Source organism: Shewanella sairae, from assembly GCF_023283535.1.
GTDB lineage: Bacteria > Pseudomonadota > Gammaproteobacteria > Enterobacterales > Shewanellaceae > Shewanella > Shewanella sairae.
Map to the genome: position 1 here is coordinate 37,885 of NZ_JAKILT010000005.1, position 18,475 is coordinate 56,359.

Below are 18,475 nucleotides of genomic sequence, written 5' to 3' on the forward strand. Positions count from 1 at the left end.
GTGACAGTCTCCTAAGTTTTCAATTCGACATTTTCAGCGTGTAAAACCAGACGATTTTGACCATTTCTGCTCTGTTGCAGATTAATGAAGCCTTCGACCTGTATTTCAACGCCGGCTGTTAAGTTTTTTGCAACGCTATTAAAGCGTTCACCACTTAATACAACTTGGATTTGGCAATAAACGTTGCGGAGCATTTCTGCTTCATAACGCTGCGATTTGTGTTCCAACATGATTACCGTATGGGCAATACCTGCTGGGCTATCAAACTGCCTAGAACGCGTAATGGTTCCTGCTAATACCAAATTGTTCGTGGTCAAAAAAACTTACTCAGCTGTGTTTTCAGCGCTTTCTTCTACTTCTTCAGCAGCTTCTGCACGTGGTGCACGCTCTTCAGATGAACGACGTGTGTCGCGCTCGTCTTTAGCTTTAGCCATTGGAGATGCTTCAGTGATGGCAGCTTTAGTACGCATAACCATGCTACGCAAAACAGCGTCGTTGAAACGGAAAGCTGTTTCAAGTTCTTCAACCGCTTCTGCAGTAGTCTCTACGTTCAATAGAACATAGTGAGCTTTATGCAATTCGATGATTGGGTAAGCCAATTGACGACGGCCCCAGTCTTCTAAACGGTGGATTTGACCGCCAGCTTGGGTAAGAATACCCGTGTAACGTTCGATCATACCTGGCACTTGTTCACTCTGATCAGGGTGAACTAAAAATACGATTTCATAATGACGCATTTTTTGCTCCTTACGGTTATCTAGCCTCGTTGTTGGCTCAGTCAAACCTAATAGAGGCAAGGAACTAATTAAAGTGACTGAATTAAGCCGCGGAATATTACATAAACCAGAGCAATAATTCAAGTAATATGTCGCGTCTTATTTTTACGCCCCAAAGATGGCTGCACCTAAGTTCAGATAAACCTAACTGCAACGGTTTGTCATGCTGAACGCTATAGGCTGAAAAGCCAAAGTAATCTAGTTTGCGTGCAGACTGATTCTAGGTATTATGTGGCAGGGATAAAATGACGATATTTGAATCGAAACAACACCAAGAATAAGAATAATGCTAAAAAAACTCACTGTTGTATTTGCGCTATTGTTTCCGCAGGCAGCTTTTGCGCTCGTGCCGCCGGACTACCAAGAGCCACCTAGTGATCTAACCGCTGAAATTGAAGCGGGCTTTCAGCTCAATACGGGTAACACCGAATCCAGCAGTTTTAACGGCAGAACTAAACTGGTTTACGACACTAACCAGACTCGTCAAGAAGGTACGGTTAAAGCCTACTTCGCTGCTGATGATGAGAAAACAACTGCGGAAAAGTACGACTTACAATTGCAGTCGAGCTACAAAATCAACGGCGGCTACTTTTTCGGTCGTGGTGATTTCACTTGGGATCAATTTGGTAGTTATACCCGCATATCAACGGTCTCTGGTGGTTACGGTTTCGATGCTGTCAGCACCTCAAAAACTAAACTAAGTTTAGAAATTGGTCCCGGTTATCGTTATAACCTACCGATAGCGACGGACGACGACCCCATTCCTGAAGCGAACAAAGATGTCATCTTACGTACTGCAGCAAAGTTTGAGATGAAACTGCAAGAATATACCAGTCTTAACGCCGATTTGACCGCTGAGACTGGCGAAGATAATAACACTCTTGCGTTAGACATGAGCTATAAAAACACCCTATTTCAAGATTGGGCATTTAAGATTGGCGTTAACGTCAAATACACTGAAGTGGTACCAGAAGGCTCAAAACAAACCGATACGATTACCACCTTCAATCTGCTTTATACGTTCCAGTAACACAAAAAAGCCTGCAAACAGTTGCAGGCTTTTACGGTTATTCAATCAGCATATAGCTGACAAACGTCTATTTCAACTGTTGCATCAAGTAAGCATAAACCATGGAGCTTAGCTCGGCTGCTTGATTATTATCAGCAGCGCCTGCATGTCCGCCCTCGATGTTTTCGTAATATAGAACATCGATTCCCATGCCTTCCATCTTAGCCACCATTTTACGAGCATGACCTGGATGCACTCGGTCGTCACGAGTAGATGTCGTGAAAAAGACCTTTGGATAAGCGGTATTGGCTTTCAGGTTATGATATGGCGAGAAAGTTTTGATGTACTCCCACTGCGCAGGCACTTCAGGGTTACCGTATTCACCCATCCAGCTAGCCCCCGCTAAAAGCTGGCTATAACGCTTCATATCAAGTAAAGGTACTTGGCAAACAACTGCATTGTAGAGTTCTGGTCGACGGGTAAATGCTGCGCCCATTAATAAGCCACCGTTACTGCCACCTTGGATCCCTAAATGCTCACTTGAGGTTATCTTCTTAGCAATTAAGTCTTCAGCAATAGCTTCAAAATCTTCATAAGCTTTGTGACGATTTTGCTTAAGCGCAGCTTGATGCCATGCTGGGCCGTATTCACCGCCGCCACGAATATTGGCTAATACATAAACGCCCCCCTGCTCCAACCAGTTTTTACCGATTGTTGCCGAGTAAAATGGACGCAACGAAACTTCAAAACCACCATAGCCATAAAGCAAAGTAGGATTACTACCATCAAGCTTTAAATCTTTTGCCATCACCACAAAGTAAGGCACCTTAGTCCCGTCCTTTGATGTGGCAAAGTATTGCTTGGTTTCAAATTTATCAGCAGCGAATTGCTGCTTCATGCCTTTAACCTTGTCAGCTTTCATGGTCACCGCATTAAAACTATATAAGCTTGAAGGCTCCAAGAAACTGGTGAAGTTAACAAAGAACTCATCACTATCACGTTCAACATCGAACACGCTAATGGTGCCATTAGCGTCAAACGGCGCTTGCATACTTTTCCATTGGTCATCTTTCGCTTGAGTGTAACGAATCAGCTTACCTTTAACGTTATCTAACCAAGTCACTAAAATTGCACTTTTAGTAAAGCTCACCTGTGAAATAGACGCCGTAGCTGACGGCTCTACCAAGGTAGTAAATGTTGGCTGTTGTGCAATCAGTTGCTCAATAGGCGTATAGATGATGCTGCCTTGCTTAAACTGCTTACCCTTATGTTGTAAGTCGCTCTTTAGCTCAACATACAACTGACCATTAAAGAAACCTTTAATATCTGCATCTTGAGGCAGTGGTAGCTGAGTAAGTTTGCCATCACGATATACGTAGTGATCCGCGGTATAAAACGTTAATGATTCGGTAACGATTTCAAGCGAATTATCACCATCAAACAATACATAGCCTGATACAGCAACTGAGCTCTGAGCACCGCTAAACACCGTTCTGGCACTCGATAACGGGGTGCCGCGTTGCCACTGTTTTACGATCTTAGGGTAGCCAGAATCTGTCATACTGTTGTCACCAAAATCAGTGCCAACAAAAACATTATTTTTATCAATCCAGCTTAGATTTGATTTTGCTTCTGGTAAGAAAAATGGCTGCTTTGCCTCTGCGACAAACTCCAACGTATTTAAGTCAAACTCTCGCACTTCAGTAGCATCAGCGCCGCCACGAGAAAGCGACACAAAACAACGGTCATTTTCAGGGTAACGACAATTAAAGCCTTTATAAACCCAGTTTACGCCTTCATCTTTACCCAGTTTGTCGATATCGAGTACGGTTTGCCACTTAGGAGAAGCCTTCTGGTATTCCTCCATGGTTGTACGGCGATAGATCCCGCGAACATGGTTCTCATCTTTCCAAAAGTTATACAGGTAATCACCAATGCGACTGGCGTAGGGAATGCGCTCTTTATCGTTGAGAATAGCTAAACTATTACTCACCAAACCATCAAACCCTTCATAGGCTTTGATCTCTTTCGCTGAAATGGCATTTTGCTGTTTCACCCACTCCATCTGCTTCTTACCTTCGACATCTTCTAGCCAAAGGTAGTTATCCTCTTCAGCGCAAGCCGGGGCGGCAGTAACAGCCCCAAGCACACACAAAGATAAAAGTTGATTACGCATGTAAACATCCTGTTATTAGATTTTATGGGCTTAAATTACTGTATTTTGGTAAATAATTGAATAGATGATCGACGCGGGCACCTTTTAAGGTGTAACAAAGGGTTTCCTTTAGGCTTTCAAAACCATTGAAACGTCAATGATGGACAATCAAATAACAGATACAAAAATGCCGATAAGCATTTATCTTATCGGCATTGTTTTATTACTTGGCGTAGAGCCTAGCGTAGTTATTACACCAACCGGTATTAGGCTAAACGTTGACGCACAGCTTCAAACAAGCAAACGCCAGTCGCTACCGATACGTTTAAGCTAGAAACGCTACCCGCCATAGGGATAGACACTAAAGTGTCACAGCCTTCACGTGACAAGCGGCGCAGACCTTTGCCTTCAGCGCCCATTGCGATAGCTAACGGGCCTGTTAGGCTCGCTTGGTATAGCTCACAATCTGCTTCACCGGCTGCACCAATAATCCAAATACCTTTTTCTTGCAGACTACGCATAGTACGGGCAAGGTTAGTTACTTGATATAAAGGCACGACTTCTGCCGCGCCACAAGCGACTTTGCTCACGACTGGCGTTAAGCCAACAGAGTTATCTTTTGGTACGATAACGCCATGTACGCCAGCTGCGTCTGCATTACGTAGGCACGCGCCTAGGTTATGTGGATCTGTCACGCCATCAAGGATAAGCAAGAACGGCACTTCAGTCTTTTCTAGCATCGCCGATAATTCATTATCGCTAAGTATTTTCGCAGGCTTAACCTTAGCAACCACACCTTGGTGTTGACCGCCATCAGACTTTTCATCCAATGCTTTACGCGAAGCATACTGCACTGACACGCCCCATTCAGCAGCCATTGCAAGGATAGGAGTCAGTCTTGCGTCATCACGACCTTGAAGTACCCACATCTCAATCACACGCTCAGGGCTGTTTTTCAGTACCGCTTCAACAGCGTGCAGTCCAAAGGTCATATCTTGCTTTTTCATCTATTTCTTACTCGCTTTACGCTTGGCTGACTTCGCTTTACTTGCTGAAGATTTTTTAGCCGAAGCTTTGGTCTTGGTCTTTTTAGCCGCAGCACTGCTGCCGCTCTTATATTTACCGCCGCTCGACTTACTGCCAGAGCGACTCTTGCTAGGCTTACGCTTATCCGCTGATTTAGATTCCTCAGAACCTGCTTCAGCACTTTTACCTCTTGAAGAGTCGCGTCGATTACCTAGCTTGGCACCTTCGCGATTAACGCGTTCACGTGCCGTCATTGGCTTGGTTGGTCTGCGGCGCTTACCACCAGCAGAGTCGCCTTCCATCATTAAATCAATTTGGCGGTCATCAAGATTAACCCCAGCCACTTTTACAGTGACCGTATCGCCAATTTGATATACCTGCCCAGAAGCTTCACCCACTAGACGTTGGCGCATATTATCATATTGATAATAATCACTACCTAAACTTGAGATATGCACTAGGCCGTCAATAAACAGGTCATTAAGACGCACAAACATACCAAAATGTGTCACTGAAGCAATGACCGCCTCAAAGGTGTCACCCACATGATCTTGCATAAACTCGCATTTTAGCCAGTCATTTACATCACGCGTTGCTTCATCGGCACGGCGCTCGGTGGTTGAACACTCTTCACCAAGCTGATCTAGCTCTTCAATCTTATAGTGGTAGCCGCCATCTGGCGTCCACTGATCCGTTAACGCTATATTTTCTTGCTTAGCCAGTAAGTAGCGAATAACTCGGTGCAAAATCAAATCAGGATAACGACGAATTGGCGATGTGAAGTGTGAATACTCCTCTAATGCCAAACCAAAGTGACCTTCGTTATCTGGGGTATAGGTTGCTTGACGCATAGAGCGCAGTAACATCACCTGAATTAGCTCTGCATCAGGTCTGTCAGCAATCTGTTCCATCACTGCTTGGTAATCTTTAGGCTCAGGGTCTAAGCCCCCTTCCATTGTTAAACCACGCTCTTTAAGGAAATCCTTAAAGTTAGTCAGCTTTTGCTCAGAAGGCGCTTCGTGTACACGGTACAACACTTCACCTTTGTGCTTTTTAACAAACTTAGCTGACGCAACGTTAGCCAAAATCATACATTCTTCAATGATCTTGTGGGCTTGATTACGGTGACTCGGTACAATTTTGTCGATTTTGCGTTGTTCATTGAAAATAAATTGCGTTTCAGTGGTTTCAAACGCAATTGCACCACGCTCTGCGCGAGTCTCTTCTAATGTCAGATACAATGACTGCAATGTCTGTAAATGCGGGAAAACAGGCTTGAGCCCGTCGCTCACCTCACCGCCTTCAAGCATGTCAGCGACCTGGGTATAAGTTAAACGTGCATGTGAGTGCATCACTGCAGGGTAAAACTTGTAACCGGATAACTTACCAACGGCTGAAATAGTCATTTCAGCAACCATACACAGGCGATCAACCTTAGGCATCAAAGAGCACAGACCATTAGAGATCTTCTCTGGTAGCATAGGAATAACTTGCGATGGGAAATACACTGAGTTACCACGAGCGCGCGCTTCTTTATCAAGCGCAGACTCTGTACGTACATAATGACTCACATCAGCAATCGCCACCCATAAACGCCAGCCACCAGACTTTTTCTTCTCGGCGTATACGGCATCATCGAAGTCACGAGCATCTTCACCATCAATGGTGACTAATGGTAAGTTACGTAAGTCAACGCGACCTTCTTTGTCAGCCTCGGTCACTTCATCAGGGATTTTACGTAATTTCTTTTCAATCAAGCCTGACCAAGTGTGTGGCAAATCGTAATTGCGTAGTGCAATCTCAATCTCCATACCTGGCGCCATCTCTTTGCCAAGCACTTCTGTCACTTTACCAGCAGCTTTAACATAACGCCCTGGACGACGTGTCAGCTCAAGTACCACGATATCTCCCTGACGAGCGCCCTTACGGTCTTCTTCAGGAACCAGGATTTCTTGAGTGATGCGGCGGTCATCGGCAATCACAAAGCCCATACCTGCATCTAAGTGAAAACGGCCCACTAATGCGGCGCTACGTTCTTCCACCAGACGTACAATACGTGCTTCACGACGGCCCTTGCGGTCTACACCGGCTTTTTGTGCGAGAACTTTATCACCGTGGAAATACATCAACATGTCACGGTTATTAATATAAAGGTCGTCACCACCTTCTTCTAGCTTCAAGAAGCCAAAGCCATCGCGGTGACCAATAACGGTACCAGTTAATAGGTCCATTCTCTCTGGCAAGCCATAAGACTGACCACGGGTAAAGACAAGCTCACCATCTCGCTCCATCGCACGCAGGCGACGACGAATAGCTTCTAATTGCTCTTCACCTTCAATTTTTAGGGCTGTGGCAATATGTTCACGCGTTAATGGTGACTTTTGCGAGCGCAAGTATTCCAAAATATACTCGCGGCTTGGGATAGGGTTTTCGTACTTTTCTTGCTCACGCTTAATATGCGGATCTTGTATCATTCATTTTCCAAATTATTGACATGGCCTCTTCTAGGCCATGCTTATTGTGGCGTTCTAAGGTGCTCTTTCTTTGCCCTAGCAACTGCGCTGGGCGGCATCTTTGCCTCTAACACCTTTAACAAATTAATTGCTTCGGCTTGTGTGGCTTCATCGCTAAACACTTCATTGTATAGCCAATGAAAACCCACTTCGTAATCTCGAGGACTACCATAGCCCTCACCAAATAACCGAACCAACATCATGCGCGCAGGTAAATCACCTGTCGCGGCAGCTGGCAATGTATATTGCACAGCGCGTTGTTTATCTTCGATGACAAACTTACCATCGTGGTAATATTCAGCCATTCTCACCATGGCTTCAGCACTCCCCTGCACTGCAGAGGTTTTTAACATAGCAATTCCACGTGGCGGATTGGCCTTTACGCAGATGCCGTAATTGAGCATTTCCGCCCAAAGATACTGATACAAAGGCTGCTGTAACACCTCAGCCCTTGCTTCAATATCCTGCACTATCTGGCAATCATCTCCCTTAACTTGATTTAAATAACGCTTACTGCGGATTAGCTCAACAAGTTGCTCTTGAGTATAAACATCAACAGCTTTAAGCGTTGCCATACTTGGCATAGCCGATACCGACAAGATAATAACTAATACATAACGCAGCATAAGGGTTCTCGATGACAAATAGGATTAATCTAATATCGCGTTCAAGTCTCAGTATTAAAAGATAACTTGAATATACTCTATTTTATGTCATCGGCAGTATAACGCATTTCTTGAGCACTGCGCACAGATGAGAAGACAATAAAAAGGCCGCTAATTGCGGCCTCTTGTTATTAACTAAACGGATTCACTAGAATCATGGTCTCGTTTCTATCCGGACCCGTTGAGATAATATCGATTGGTGTTTCTAACAACTCTTCTAAACGCTTAATGTAGTTCAATGCAGCTTGTGGCAATTGCTCTACAGAAGTTGCGCCGAAAGTTGATTCGCTCCAACCAGGCATAGTTTCAAGTACTGGCGTTACTTTTTCGTAACCTTCAGCAGCTAATGGTGTTGTTGTTGCAACAGTTCCATCAGGGTACTGATAGCCAACACAGATCTTAACTTCTTCTAGACCATCTAGAACATCTAGTTTAGTTAAGCAGAAGCCGCTAACACTGTTGATTTGCACTGCACGCTTCATCGCTACAACGTCTAACCAACCTGGACGACGTTTACGACCAGTAGTTGCGCCGAACTCGTGACCCTTAGTACCTAAGTAGTCGCCGATTTCGTTTTTCAATTCTGTAGGGAAAGGACCTGCACCAACACGTGTAGTGTAAGCCTTCATGATACCCAAAACGTAATCTAGATGACGAGGACCAAATCCTGAACCTGTTGCAACACCACCGGCAGTAGTATTAGAAGAGGTTACGAACGGATAAGTACCGTGGTCAATATCTAGTAACGTGCCTTGAGCACCTTCAAATAGAATTGGTTCACCAGCTTTACGTGCCTGATCAAGTAGTTCAGATACGTCTGTGCACATACTCTTTAGGTAATCAGCGATTGCTAGAGCATCTTTCAATGTCTCTTCGTAATCAACAGCATCACACTTGTAGTACTCAGTCAGCATGAAGTTATGGTAAGCCATGACTTCTTTAAGCTTTACTGCAAACAGCTCTGCATCAAACAGATCGCCTACACGTAAACCACGACGAGAAACTTTATCTTCGTATGCTGGACCAATACCACGACCCGTTGTACCAATTGCATTATTACCACGCGCTTTTTCGCGAGCAATATCAAGAGCACAATGGAATGGTAAGATTAGAGGACATGCTTCAGAAATTAATAAACGTTCCTCTACAGGTACGCCACGCTCTTTAAGCATGTTAATTTCAGTCATCAGTGCGTCTGGTGCTAACACCACGCCGTTACCAATAATGCACTTAACATTATCGCGTAAGATCCCTGATGGAATAAGATGAAGAACGGTTTTGTCACCATCGATTACTAGAGTATGACCAGCATTGTGGCCACCTTGGTAACGAACGACATATTTAGCCTGTTCGGTAAGAAGATCAACTATCTTACCCTTTCCTTCGTCACCCCATTGGGTGCCGAGAACTACAACGTTTTTGCCCATTATTTGCTGCACGGTAGTGGTTAAAACGGGATTTTAGCAGATCTATGGGGGCTGTAGGCAAGTCATTTATGAAAAAATAATCAACAACACCGCACCGATAGCGAGCAAATAACCACCACAACCTTGTAGAAGCTGCTGATTTTGATTGGAAATTTCTATTCTATGACCCCACCAACTTTTTATAAACAAAACTTGTGCAATTCCATCAATAAAGAGTCCAAAAGCTAACGACAGTTCGATTAACTTAAAAGACATAACAATGTGTTCCATAAGCTGAACAATGTAGTGGATGATCTGCTATTTTTGCCTTCAAGCAGCTCAAAAAGAGCGCTGGATGCTTAGTGTTAGTTTTCACAAATATGACCACCTTAGTGATAGTCGCCTTAATTTGGTTTAGCCACAGCGATTGTAAGGTTGATAAGGCTGATATCTGAATCAAGGGATAGGTCTAACTTGCAATTACAACGACTTTCAAGCCGTCGCTATGCTAAATCGCAACTAACTTACAAGTGATAGCAATTCATATCAGCAAGTAAACTACTGCAAATGCTTTCAGAAAAATTCAAGGCGAATAGCTGTAATAATGGTTATTCTCTTATAAATCTAGTCAACGCAGAAGTAGGCAGCCAAAAACGTTCCAGACTGGCGAGTTTTAGCTATTCTGATGCTGTAACTCTTAATAAACAAAGAGGGAACTTGAACCTAGTTCAACTATGCCCTTCGCTCGTTGCGAGCTGCATGGATGCAGCGAATGTCATTAAAGCACGACTATATGGATATAGGAGGTAGGGTAACGCAGGAGCAGTTACCGAGGAGCGCTTAATGCCCTTTGCCTCAAAACCGCTAAACTCTCGCTGAGTGACTAAATGTTTATACTGATTGGTATAAGCAAGCCATTCGCTTTCTGGCGATTGCAAAATCACTGTATTACAGATAATAAAAAGCCCAGCATATAGCTGGGCTTTTTGAATTCTGAAAGCAAAAATTAACGCTTAGAGAACTGTGGCTTACGACGTGCTTTACGTAGACCAACTTTCTTACGCTCAACTTTACGAGCATCACGGGTTACGAAACCAGCAGCACGTAGAGTAGGACGTAGAGACTCGTCAAGTTCCATCAACGCACGGGTAATACCGTGACGGATAGCACCTGCTTGGCCAGTGTTACCACCACCCTTTACAGTTACCATGATGTCTAACTTCTCAGTCATTTCAACTAGCTCAAGTGGCTGACGAACAACCATACGAGAAGTTTCACGACCGAAGTATTCGTCTAGAGGTAGCTTGTTAACGATGATGTTACCAGTACCTGCTTTAGCGAATACGCGAGCAGTAGATGTTTTGCGACGGCCAGTGCCGTAGTATTGAGTTGCAGCCATTGCTATAATCCCGTTTAGATATCAAGTACTTGAGGTTGTTGTGCAGCGTGGTTATGCTCTGTACCAGCGTAAACTTTAAGCTTACGGAACATGGCACGGCCCAATGGACCTTTTGGTAGCATACCCTTAACAGCCTTTTCGATGATCATTTCAGGCTTATGAGCTTGTAGCTTCTCAAAACTGATCTGCTTAATGCCACCGATGAAACCTGAGTGTGAGTAGTAAACTTTGCCTTTAGCTTTGTTACCAGTCACAGCAACTTTATCAGCGTTAATAACGATGATGTAGTCACCAGTATCTACATGAGGCGTATACTCTGGCTTGTGCTTACCACGTAGGCGAGCAGCGATTTCAGTAGAGATACGACCCAAAGTTTTACCTTCGGCGTCAACGACGAACCAATCACGAGTGACTGTTTCTGGTGTAGCAGTAAAAGTAGTCTTCATTTACAAAAACCCAATGTTAAAATTCTGTCTCACATGCTTATGCCATCATTGGCAAAAACACAAAAAGTGCCATTCCCCGCCCCTTCGAGCAAAGAATAAGCTTTACAACTTCCACCTAATTGGTGGATAACGAGGGCAGGTTGCGGATTATAGACAAAGCTGAGTTAAAAATCACCTAATATTTTAGTTTAATTCTTATCAGTTTTATTTTATTCCGCCCCTAAGAGTGCGCTCATTTCAAAAAATACTCAGCAAACAGACTAAAGATCCCTCTAGTTAAGGCTCTTTACTGTCGCTTGAGAAAATTTCGGTCGCGAACAATAAGCGATTCCGCTGCAGTTTTCTATTATTTTTAACCAGAAAAGCTATGGGATATGCTCTAACGCCAAATAATCATGCGATTGCATTTCAGTTAAGCGTGAACGACAGCGCCTAAACTCAAAGCTAAGCAAGCCTTGGGTATAGATACCTTCTAATGGCACCGCAGATGAAATGATGAGTTTTACATTACGCTCGTAAAACTCATCCACCATAGCGAGGAAACGCCTAGCAATATCATCTCCGGTTAGATGATCGCCCATCTGCTCTACATTACTCAACAGTACGGTATGGTATAGCCGAGCCACTTCCATGTAGTCACGTTGGCTACGCGGACCATCACAAAGCGCCCTAAAATCGATAAGCAGAACACCTTGAGCCTGCTGGCGAATCGCTATACTACGACCATCAACGGCAATCCCATCGGTTGAGACTTCAGACTCTGGTGCCAACTTCTGAAAATACTCTTGAAGGTTTTGCTCGGCTTTAGCATCCAGTGGCGAATGAAAGATTTCAGCTTGCTCCAACGTTCTCAAGCGGTAATCAACCCCTGAATCAACATTTAAAATCTCACAATGCTTATTAATAGCCGCAATAGCAGGTAAAAAACGCGCACGCTGCAAACCGTTACGGTATAACTCATCCGGAATAATATTCGATGTTGCAACCAGTGCTACACCTTCTGCAAACAGAGACTCAAATAACGTTCCGAGCAACATGGCGTCTGTGATGTCAGATACAAAAAACTCATCGAAACAAATCACTTGATATTGTGCCGCCATTTTTTTAGCGATGATGATTAGCGGATCTCTTTGGCCTTGCAGCTCCGCAAGATCAATATGTAGCTGATGCATAAAGCGATGAAAATGCGCCCGCAGCTTTTTATCGCCAGGCACAGCATCAAAAAATGTATCCATCAGATAGGTTTTGCCGCGACCAACGCCTCCCCACAAATACAAACCTTGTAGGGTTGGTTTATGTTTTTTACTAAACAATGAAAACAAGCCGCCACTTTTGGCTGGCTGAGAGTTCAACGCTAACAGCTCATCATAAACCCGCTGCAGTTGCTTGACGGCTTGCTCTTGCGCCGCATCATGTGAAAAATCATCTCGCGTTAAGTCTTGTTGATAATGCTGCCATGGAGTTAATTGCGACACGTAAATACTTCTCTATTTGTAGGGTTCATCCAAATCAGCTACATCAATAGCTGTCTGACATCTTATTTTTAAATGAGTGAAGAATACTATCACGCCAGAAAACAGCAATGCACCCTCACCACAGGAAGCACGTAGAGTCCAACAATAAGTCATGCACGCGACTTCGTTACCTCTGACTGATAATTGGCACTATACGAGTGATATCAGTTTTTGGATGACTAATCCTTGGCTAAGCATTCTGACTACGCACATGCCGACAATCAGCAATGAATATGACGACAGAGACATTGCGCATACAAATCGTCGCAATATGAGTACTTTGACGATTTATTTTGAACTAAACAGTACCACGCTAGAAAACGGCGATGTATATTTGGCTCAATCAGCATCATATAAGTATATTTAGGAGTCTATATGGAGTGGGCATTAACTTTAGCCGCATTTATCATTGGTGGCGTATTTGGCTACGTAAGCCATACTTTACTAGCTAAAAATAATCACCATAAAAGCAACAATGCACAGCTAGAGCAAACTCAACTAGAGCTTAGCCAGTATAAGCAAGAAGTCTCAGACCACTTTGATGACCAATACAAGCAGCTTGCAGAATTAACTGCACAGCTAAACAAAGTCAATCAGCAGTGGAATGCATCAGCGCCAGTATTCACATCACCGGTAACCGAAAAGCTGCTGCCAGAGCTTAAAGTACCACCTGTAAATAAAGTAAAGAAAGATGATAAAGTCATCGTAAGTCCTGAATCGGCAGCAGCCTAGAGGAAAAGTTAACCTTTATTAATAATGATGAACTTTTTAATAGTTACTTGAGTCCGAATTAATAATGAATGAAATGCGCCTTAATGATGAGTGCCTAGCGCAGCGCTCATGTTATGGCGCTATTCAAATCAATTTTGAAGAATTGGAGTAATATATAAATGAAGACAAAGTTATCTTTACTTTCAGCCGCATTATTAGGGGCAACACTTAGCATCACCCCAATCGTATCCCAAGCTGCAATTCCTTTGGCTGTTGATGGCCAAGAACTACCAAGCCTAGCGCCTATGCTGCAAAAAACCACACCAGCAGTGGTTGCTGTAGCTGTCTCAGGTACTCACGTATCCAAGCAAAAAGTGCCTGATGCATTTCGTTATTTTTTTGGCCCCAATGCTCCACGTGAGCAGGTTCAAGAACGCCCATTTAAAGGCCTAGGCTCAGGGGTTATTATTGATGCAGACGAAGGTTATATCGTCACCAACAACCATGTGATTGAAGGTGCGGATGAAATTCTAATAGGCTTACACGACGGCCGTGAAATTGAAGCTAAATTGATTGGTGCTGATGCTGAATCTGATATTGCTTTACTACAAATAAAAGCTAAAAACCTCACAGCGCTTAAACGTGCAGATTCAGATGCATTGCAAGTCGGTGATTTTGCCGTAGCTATTGGTAATCCATTTGGCTTAGGTCAAACCGTGACCTCAGGTATTGTCAGCGCTATGGGCCGCAGCGGCCTAGGTATTGAGATGCTAGAGAACTTCATTCAAACCGACGCAGCAATCAATAGTGGTAACTCCGGCGGCGCTTTAGTCAACTTAAATGGCGAATTAATCGGTATTAACACCGCTATCGTGGCACCAGGTGGCGGTAATGTGGGGATTGGTTTTGCTATCCCAGCTAATATGGCCAACAACCTAGTACAACAAATTATTGAGCACGGCGAAGTACGCCGAGGTGTCTTAGGCGTAATGGGGCAAGACCTCACTAGTGAACTCGCCAAAGGGTTTGGTATTGAAACCCAACACGGTGGTTTTATTAACGAAGTTATGCCAGACAGCGCCGCCGATAAAGCAGGAATAAAGGTTGGTGATATTATTGTTAGCGTTAACGGACGCAGCATTAAGAGCTTCCAAGAATTACGAGCAAAAGTCGCTACCATGGGTGCAGGTTCTAAAGTCGAGTTTGGCCTTATCCGTGATGGGGATAAGGAAACCGTTACCGCGGTTTTAGGCGAGTCAACTCAGGCTGCTGAGGCCGCAGCAGGCTCGGTACACCCTATGTTGCAAGGCGCTAAACTAGAAACTGCAAACTCTTCAGGTGTTGCGATTACAGAAGTCGCCCAAGGTTCACCTGCAGCCATGAGCGGTTTAATAAAAGGAGACATCATCGTTGGTGTCAACCGCACTAAAGTTAGCAACCTAAAAGCGCTTAAATCTGCACTAGAAGATCAACAAGGTGCCGTTGCACTTAAAATCAAGCGCGACAAAACAAGTTTATACCTAATCTTGAGATAAAATTAGCTTCACATCTAACCTAACAGCCGAGCATTATTGCTCGGCTGTTTATTTTAATTAAAAATGCTTTCTTTAGCGTTCTCAGTACAAGTTAATACAAACATGTTAATATATTTCATCTTTTCAGCACTGACTTTCAGACAATGATCATTAAAGACGCTCTTATCTATGTCGGTAAAGCCATTCTATTTGGCCTTATCATGGCTGCTGTTATTATTTTCATTTTGCCACTCATAACAGGGCAAAGCCTGACAAATGGCATTACAGAACGGGTGTCATCGAGTAATAGCGAACTCTCTTTTTCCAAGGCTGTACGCCGCGCTGCACCAGCGGTTGTTAATATTTATAGTCTAAGCATCGACCAATCCAAGCCATTAAACCCAGGTTCACTGCAAGGACTGGGCTCTGGCGTTATTATGAGTAAAGAAGGCTACATTCTTACTAACTATCATGTAATTAAAAGAGCTGACGAGATTGTTGTAGCATTACAGGACGGACGTAAATTTACCTCAGAAGTTGTCGGCTCTGATCCAGAGACTGATTTAGCGGTTTTAAAAGTCGAAGGTGACAACCTACCTGTTGTGCCATTGAATTTGAATATTCCAGCTCGAGTGGGTGATGTGGTACTCGCAATCGGTAACCCATATAACCTCGGACAAACAATTACCCAAGGTATTATCAGTGCAACCGGCCGCAACGGCTTAAGCTCTGGTTACTTAGACTTCTTGCAGACTGATGCAGCCATTAACGCAGGAAACTCTGGCGGAGCATTAATTGATACTACAGGCCAGTTAATCGGTATCAACACCGCAGCATTCCAAATTGGTGGTGAAGGCGGTGGCCACGGCATTAACTTTGCGATCCCTATAAAGCTAGCCCACAGCATTATGGGCAAGCTGATTAAAAATGGACGGGTGATTCGTGGTGCACTTGGCATTGGTGGTGATGCAGTTGGCCCTGTAATGGCGCAGATCCTAAATATACCTGACTTAACAGGTGTAATGATCACCGAAATAGACCCGAATGGACCCGCCGCAAAAGCTAAGCTTCGTCCACGTGATGTGATAACTAAGTTTGAAGGTGAATCGATTCCAGGGGTAGAAATGCTCATGGACAGAATTGCTGAAACACCGCCAGGAAAACAAGTCATGATGACGGTTATTCGTGAAGGTAAATCCTACGAAGTACCTGTCGTAATAGCTGAGAAACCTGTACATAATAATTAGGTTCTAGCAAATCATAAAACACAAAAAGGCAAAACAGTATTAGCTGTTTTGCCTTTTTCATTTCATACGGGCTATGTTGTTTAACTGACCTTATCTAGCATGGCTTCAGCCTCGCTTTACCGTCTTAACTTTACCGCCTCAGTATCCCTGCTTTTCCTAATACCTAGAACCTTTCTATACCTATCCTAGGACCTGTGACGTTGCTTAAACAGGCCAATCCAAAACCCTAGTTCAAAAAGCATACCTAAAATAACCAGACCGCTAGCGCCTTTCGCCATTCCCGCCGCATAACACCCAATTGCAGCACAAATTAATGCGGCTAAGATAGCGACTCTCATCCATAAGCTCATAATGATCTCCGTTACGGCTTTTAATACAGCCTAACTCTATACATAAGCCAACCCTAACAAACCAATGGCGTTCACTCATCTATTTAAGATTAAACTTTATTCACTAATACCAATCAGTATAAAGTATGGATTATTTTTGTTTTCGCCATAAAAAAGCCACTTAAGTGTTAACTTAAATGGCTTTTTAGAACTAGCTTAAAGATTAAGACTTCACACGTACAACGTGTCCGCCTAACCCTTTAAACTTGTCTTCAATGTGCTCGTAACCACGATCTAAGTGGTAAATACGATCAACAGTAGTTGTACCCTCAGCCACTAGGCCTGCAATCACAAGGCTCGCTGAAGCGCGTAAATCTGTCGCCATCACCTGCGCGCCATTTAGCTTTTCAATACCATGAATAATACAGGTATTGCCTTCAAGCTCCATGGTTGCGCCCATACGGCTTAGCTCTGGAACGTGCATAAAACGATTTTCAAAAATCGTTTCTGTAATCGTCGCTGTACCTTCTGCCAAAGCATTTAGTACACAGAACTGCGCTTGCATATCGGTTGGAAAACCTGGGTATGCAACAGTCTTGATGTTGACGGCTTTAGCACGCTTGCCTTGCATATCAAGCTCAATCCAATCATCACCGGTCGTGATGTTTGCACCGGCATCTTCAAGTTTCGCCAATACCGCCTCAAGCGTTTTAGGATCGGCTTTAGTACAGCGAATTTTGCCGCGAGTTACTGCAGCCGCAACTAAGAAGCTACCAGTCTCAATACGATCTGGCATCACTTGGTAGTCACAACCTTGAAGTGATTCAACGCCTTGAATACGTACAGTATCAGTACCCGCACCTTCGATTTTAGCGCCCATTGCAATTAAGCAATTCGCTAAATCAACCACTTCAGGCTCACGTGCTGCGTTCTCAATAATGGTTTCACCATCAGCAAGCGCAGCAGCCATGAGTAAGTTTTCAGTCGCGCCAACACTAATCATATCCATAAAGATATGCGCGCCTTTCAATCGGCCATCAACGCGGGCTTTAATGTAGCCTTCTTTAACTTCAATCTTAGCGCCCATCTGCTCAAGACCTTGCAAATGCAAGTTCACTGGTCGAGCACCAATGGCACAGCCGCCAGGTAACGATACATCAGCCTTACCATAGCGAGCCAATAGCGGCCCTAAAATCAGAATTGATGCGCGCATGGTTTTAACCAACTCATACGGCGCACAAAACTCATTTAGGTTAGTCGTTGAGATACACACTTTATCAGTGCCTGAACGGGTCACTTCAGCGCCCAGGCAGCGCAGTAGTTCGCAACTGGTGTTCACATCTCTTAGATTTGGTACGTTAGAAACATTGAAGTCTGTCTCGGCTAGCACACCTGCCATTAAAATAGGCAAGGCAGCATTTTTAGCGCCTGAGATAACCACGTTTCCAGCAAGTGCACCACTTGCTTCTATTTTTAATTTATCCACGTTAACTCTCTAAATCCGCAATTACATATTAAAGACTTTTTCACGCTTCCATTGTGTTGGCGTGAATGCATTAATAGTAATAGCGTGTAACTCACCACTGGTAATGTGAGCCATTAATGGGCCGTAAATGGTCTGTTGTTGCTTAACGCGTCCCATGCCGTCAAAACAGTCACCTACAGCAATAATTTTATAGTGAGTTCCTTCTTGAGTTACTTTAACTTCCTCTAAAGAAAGGGCTTCTAAAAGGATGGTTTCAATTTCTTTACATTCCATGGAACT

General features: G+C 43.9%; 18 protein-coding genes. 4 read left to right on the forward strand and 14 right to left on the reverse strand.

Features of this window, described 5'->3' with window-relative positions; translation table 11 throughout:
• Positions 1-11 precede the first annotated feature (11 nt).
• The gene (priB, locus tag L2748_RS03140; RefSeq protein ID WP_220765216.1) at positions 12-317 is read right to left on the reverse strand and encodes a primosomal replication protein N; all 306 of its coding nucleotides are present in this window, start codon (positions 315-317) and stop codon (positions 12-14) included.
• Positions 318-323: 6 nt separating this feature from the next.
• Complete coding sequence (rpsF, locus tag L2748_RS03145) at positions 324-737, reverse strand: 30S ribosomal protein S6 (protein WP_012278734.1); 414 nt, start codon at positions 735-737, stop codon at positions 324-326.
• 325 nt (positions 738-1,062) lie between these two features.
• Here rpsF and L2748_RS03150 point away from each other — a divergent pair, with 325 nt between their 5' ends.
• Positions 1,063-1,806, forward strand: coding sequence for a DUF481 domain-containing protein (locus L2748_RS03150; RefSeq protein ID WP_220779029.1), 744 nt, complete (start codon positions 1,063-1,065; stop codon positions 1,804-1,806).
• A gap of 67 nt (positions 1,807-1,873) precedes the next feature.
• On the opposite strand, the gene L2748_RS03155 is transcribed toward L2748_RS03150, so the two are convergent.
• The 9 genes from L2748_RS03155 to zapE form a co-directional block, all read right to left on the reverse strand.
• Entirely contained in the window at positions 1,874-3,961 is a 2,088-nt protein-coding gene (locus L2748_RS03155) for a prolyl oligopeptidase family serine peptidase (RefSeq protein WP_220779028.1), read from the reverse strand.
• A gap of 245 nt (positions 3,962-4,206) precedes the next feature.
• A complete protein-coding gene (gene rlmB, locus L2748_RS03160; protein WP_220779026.1) occupies positions 4,207-4,947 on the reverse strand; it encodes a 23S rRNA (guanosine(2251)-2'-O)-methyltransferase RlmB in 741 nt (246 codons plus the stop codon).
• On the reverse strand, positions 4,948-7,440 hold the full coding sequence (gene rnr / locus L2748_RS03165; RefSeq protein WP_220779024.1) for a ribonuclease R: 2,493 nt from the start codon (positions 7,438-7,440) through the stop codon (positions 4,948-4,950). It lies immediately after the preceding gene.
• A gap of 41 nt (positions 7,441-7,481) precedes the next feature.
• A complete protein-coding gene (locus tag L2748_RS03170) occupies positions 7,482-8,105 on the reverse strand; it encodes a tetratricopeptide repeat protein (RefSeq protein ID WP_220779023.1) in 624 nt (207 codons plus the stop codon).
• A 170-nt stretch (positions 8,106-8,275) separates the two neighbouring features.
• Positions 8,276-9,571 carry an adenylosuccinate synthase gene (locus tag L2748_RS03175; RefSeq protein ID WP_220779022.1) on the reverse strand — a complete coding sequence of 432 codons (1,296 nt, stop codon included), beginning with the start codon at positions 9,569-9,571 and terminating at the stop codon, positions 8,276-8,278.
• Positions 9,572-9,637: 66 nt separating this feature from the next.
• Positions 9,638-9,826 carry a DUF2065 domain-containing protein gene (locus L2748_RS03180; RefSeq protein WP_220779021.1) on the reverse strand — a complete coding sequence of 63 codons (189 nt, stop codon included), beginning with the start codon at positions 9,824-9,826 and terminating at the stop codon, positions 9,638-9,640.
• 730 nt (positions 9,827-10,556) lie between these two features.
• Positions 10,557-10,949, reverse strand: coding sequence for a 30S ribosomal protein S9 (gene rpsI, locus L2748_RS03185; protein ID WP_220779020.1), 393 nt, complete (start codon positions 10,947-10,949; stop codon positions 10,557-10,559).
• 14 nt (positions 10,950-10,963) lie between these two features.
• Positions 10,964-11,395, reverse strand: coding sequence for a 50S ribosomal protein L13 (gene rplM, locus L2748_RS03190; RefSeq protein ID WP_220779019.1), 432 nt, complete (start codon positions 11,393-11,395; stop codon positions 10,964-10,966).
• Positions 11,396-11,760: 365 nt separating this feature from the next.
• Positions 11,761-12,870 (reverse strand): cell division protein ZapE, encoded by a 1,110-nt coding sequence (gene zapE / locus L2748_RS03195; protein ID WP_220779018.1) that lies wholly within the window; start codon positions 12,868-12,870, stop codon positions 11,761-11,763.
• 414 nt (positions 12,871-13,284) lie between these two features.
• On the opposite strand from zapE, the gene L2748_RS03200 reads away from it, so the two are divergent.
• The 3 genes from L2748_RS03200 to degS all read left to right on the forward strand — a co-directional run bounded on the left by L2748_RS03200 (position 13,285) and on the right by degS (position 16,381).
• Positions 13,285-13,641 (forward strand): ZapG family protein, encoded by a 357-nt coding sequence (locus tag L2748_RS03200; protein ID WP_220779017.1) that lies wholly within the window; start codon positions 13,285-13,287, stop codon positions 13,639-13,641.
• A gap of 158 nt (positions 13,642-13,799) precedes the next feature.
• The gene (locus L2748_RS03205; protein ID WP_220779015.1) at positions 13,800-15,155 is read left to right on the forward strand and encodes a DegQ family serine endoprotease; all 1,356 of its coding nucleotides are present in this window, start codon (positions 13,800-13,802) and stop codon (positions 15,153-15,155) included.
• A 143-nt stretch (positions 15,156-15,298) separates the two neighbouring features.
• A complete protein-coding gene (degS, locus tag L2748_RS03210) occupies positions 15,299-16,381 on the forward strand; it encodes an outer membrane-stress sensor serine endopeptidase DegS (RefSeq protein WP_220779013.1) in 1,083 nt (360 codons plus the stop codon).
• 185 nt (positions 16,382-16,566) lie between these two features.
• On the opposite strand, the gene L2748_RS03215 is transcribed toward degS, so the two are convergent.
• From L2748_RS03215 to L2748_RS03225, 3 genes are all read right to left on the reverse strand, one after another.
• On the reverse strand, positions 16,567-16,731 hold the full coding sequence (locus tag L2748_RS03215) for a hypothetical protein (RefSeq protein ID WP_220779011.1): 165 nt from the start codon (positions 16,729-16,731) through the stop codon (positions 16,567-16,569).
• A 202-nt stretch (positions 16,732-16,933) separates the two neighbouring features.
• Complete coding sequence (murA, locus tag L2748_RS03220) at positions 16,934-18,196, reverse strand: UDP-N-acetylglucosamine 1-carboxyvinyltransferase (RefSeq protein ID WP_220779010.1); 1,263 nt, start codon at positions 18,194-18,196, stop codon at positions 16,934-16,936.
• 21 nt (positions 18,197-18,217) lie between these two features.
• On the reverse strand, positions 18,218-18,469 hold the full coding sequence (locus L2748_RS03225; RefSeq protein ID WP_220779009.1) for a BolA family protein: 252 nt from the start codon (positions 18,467-18,469) through the stop codon (positions 18,218-18,220).
• Between the last annotated feature and the right edge of the window lie 6 nt (positions 18,470-18,475).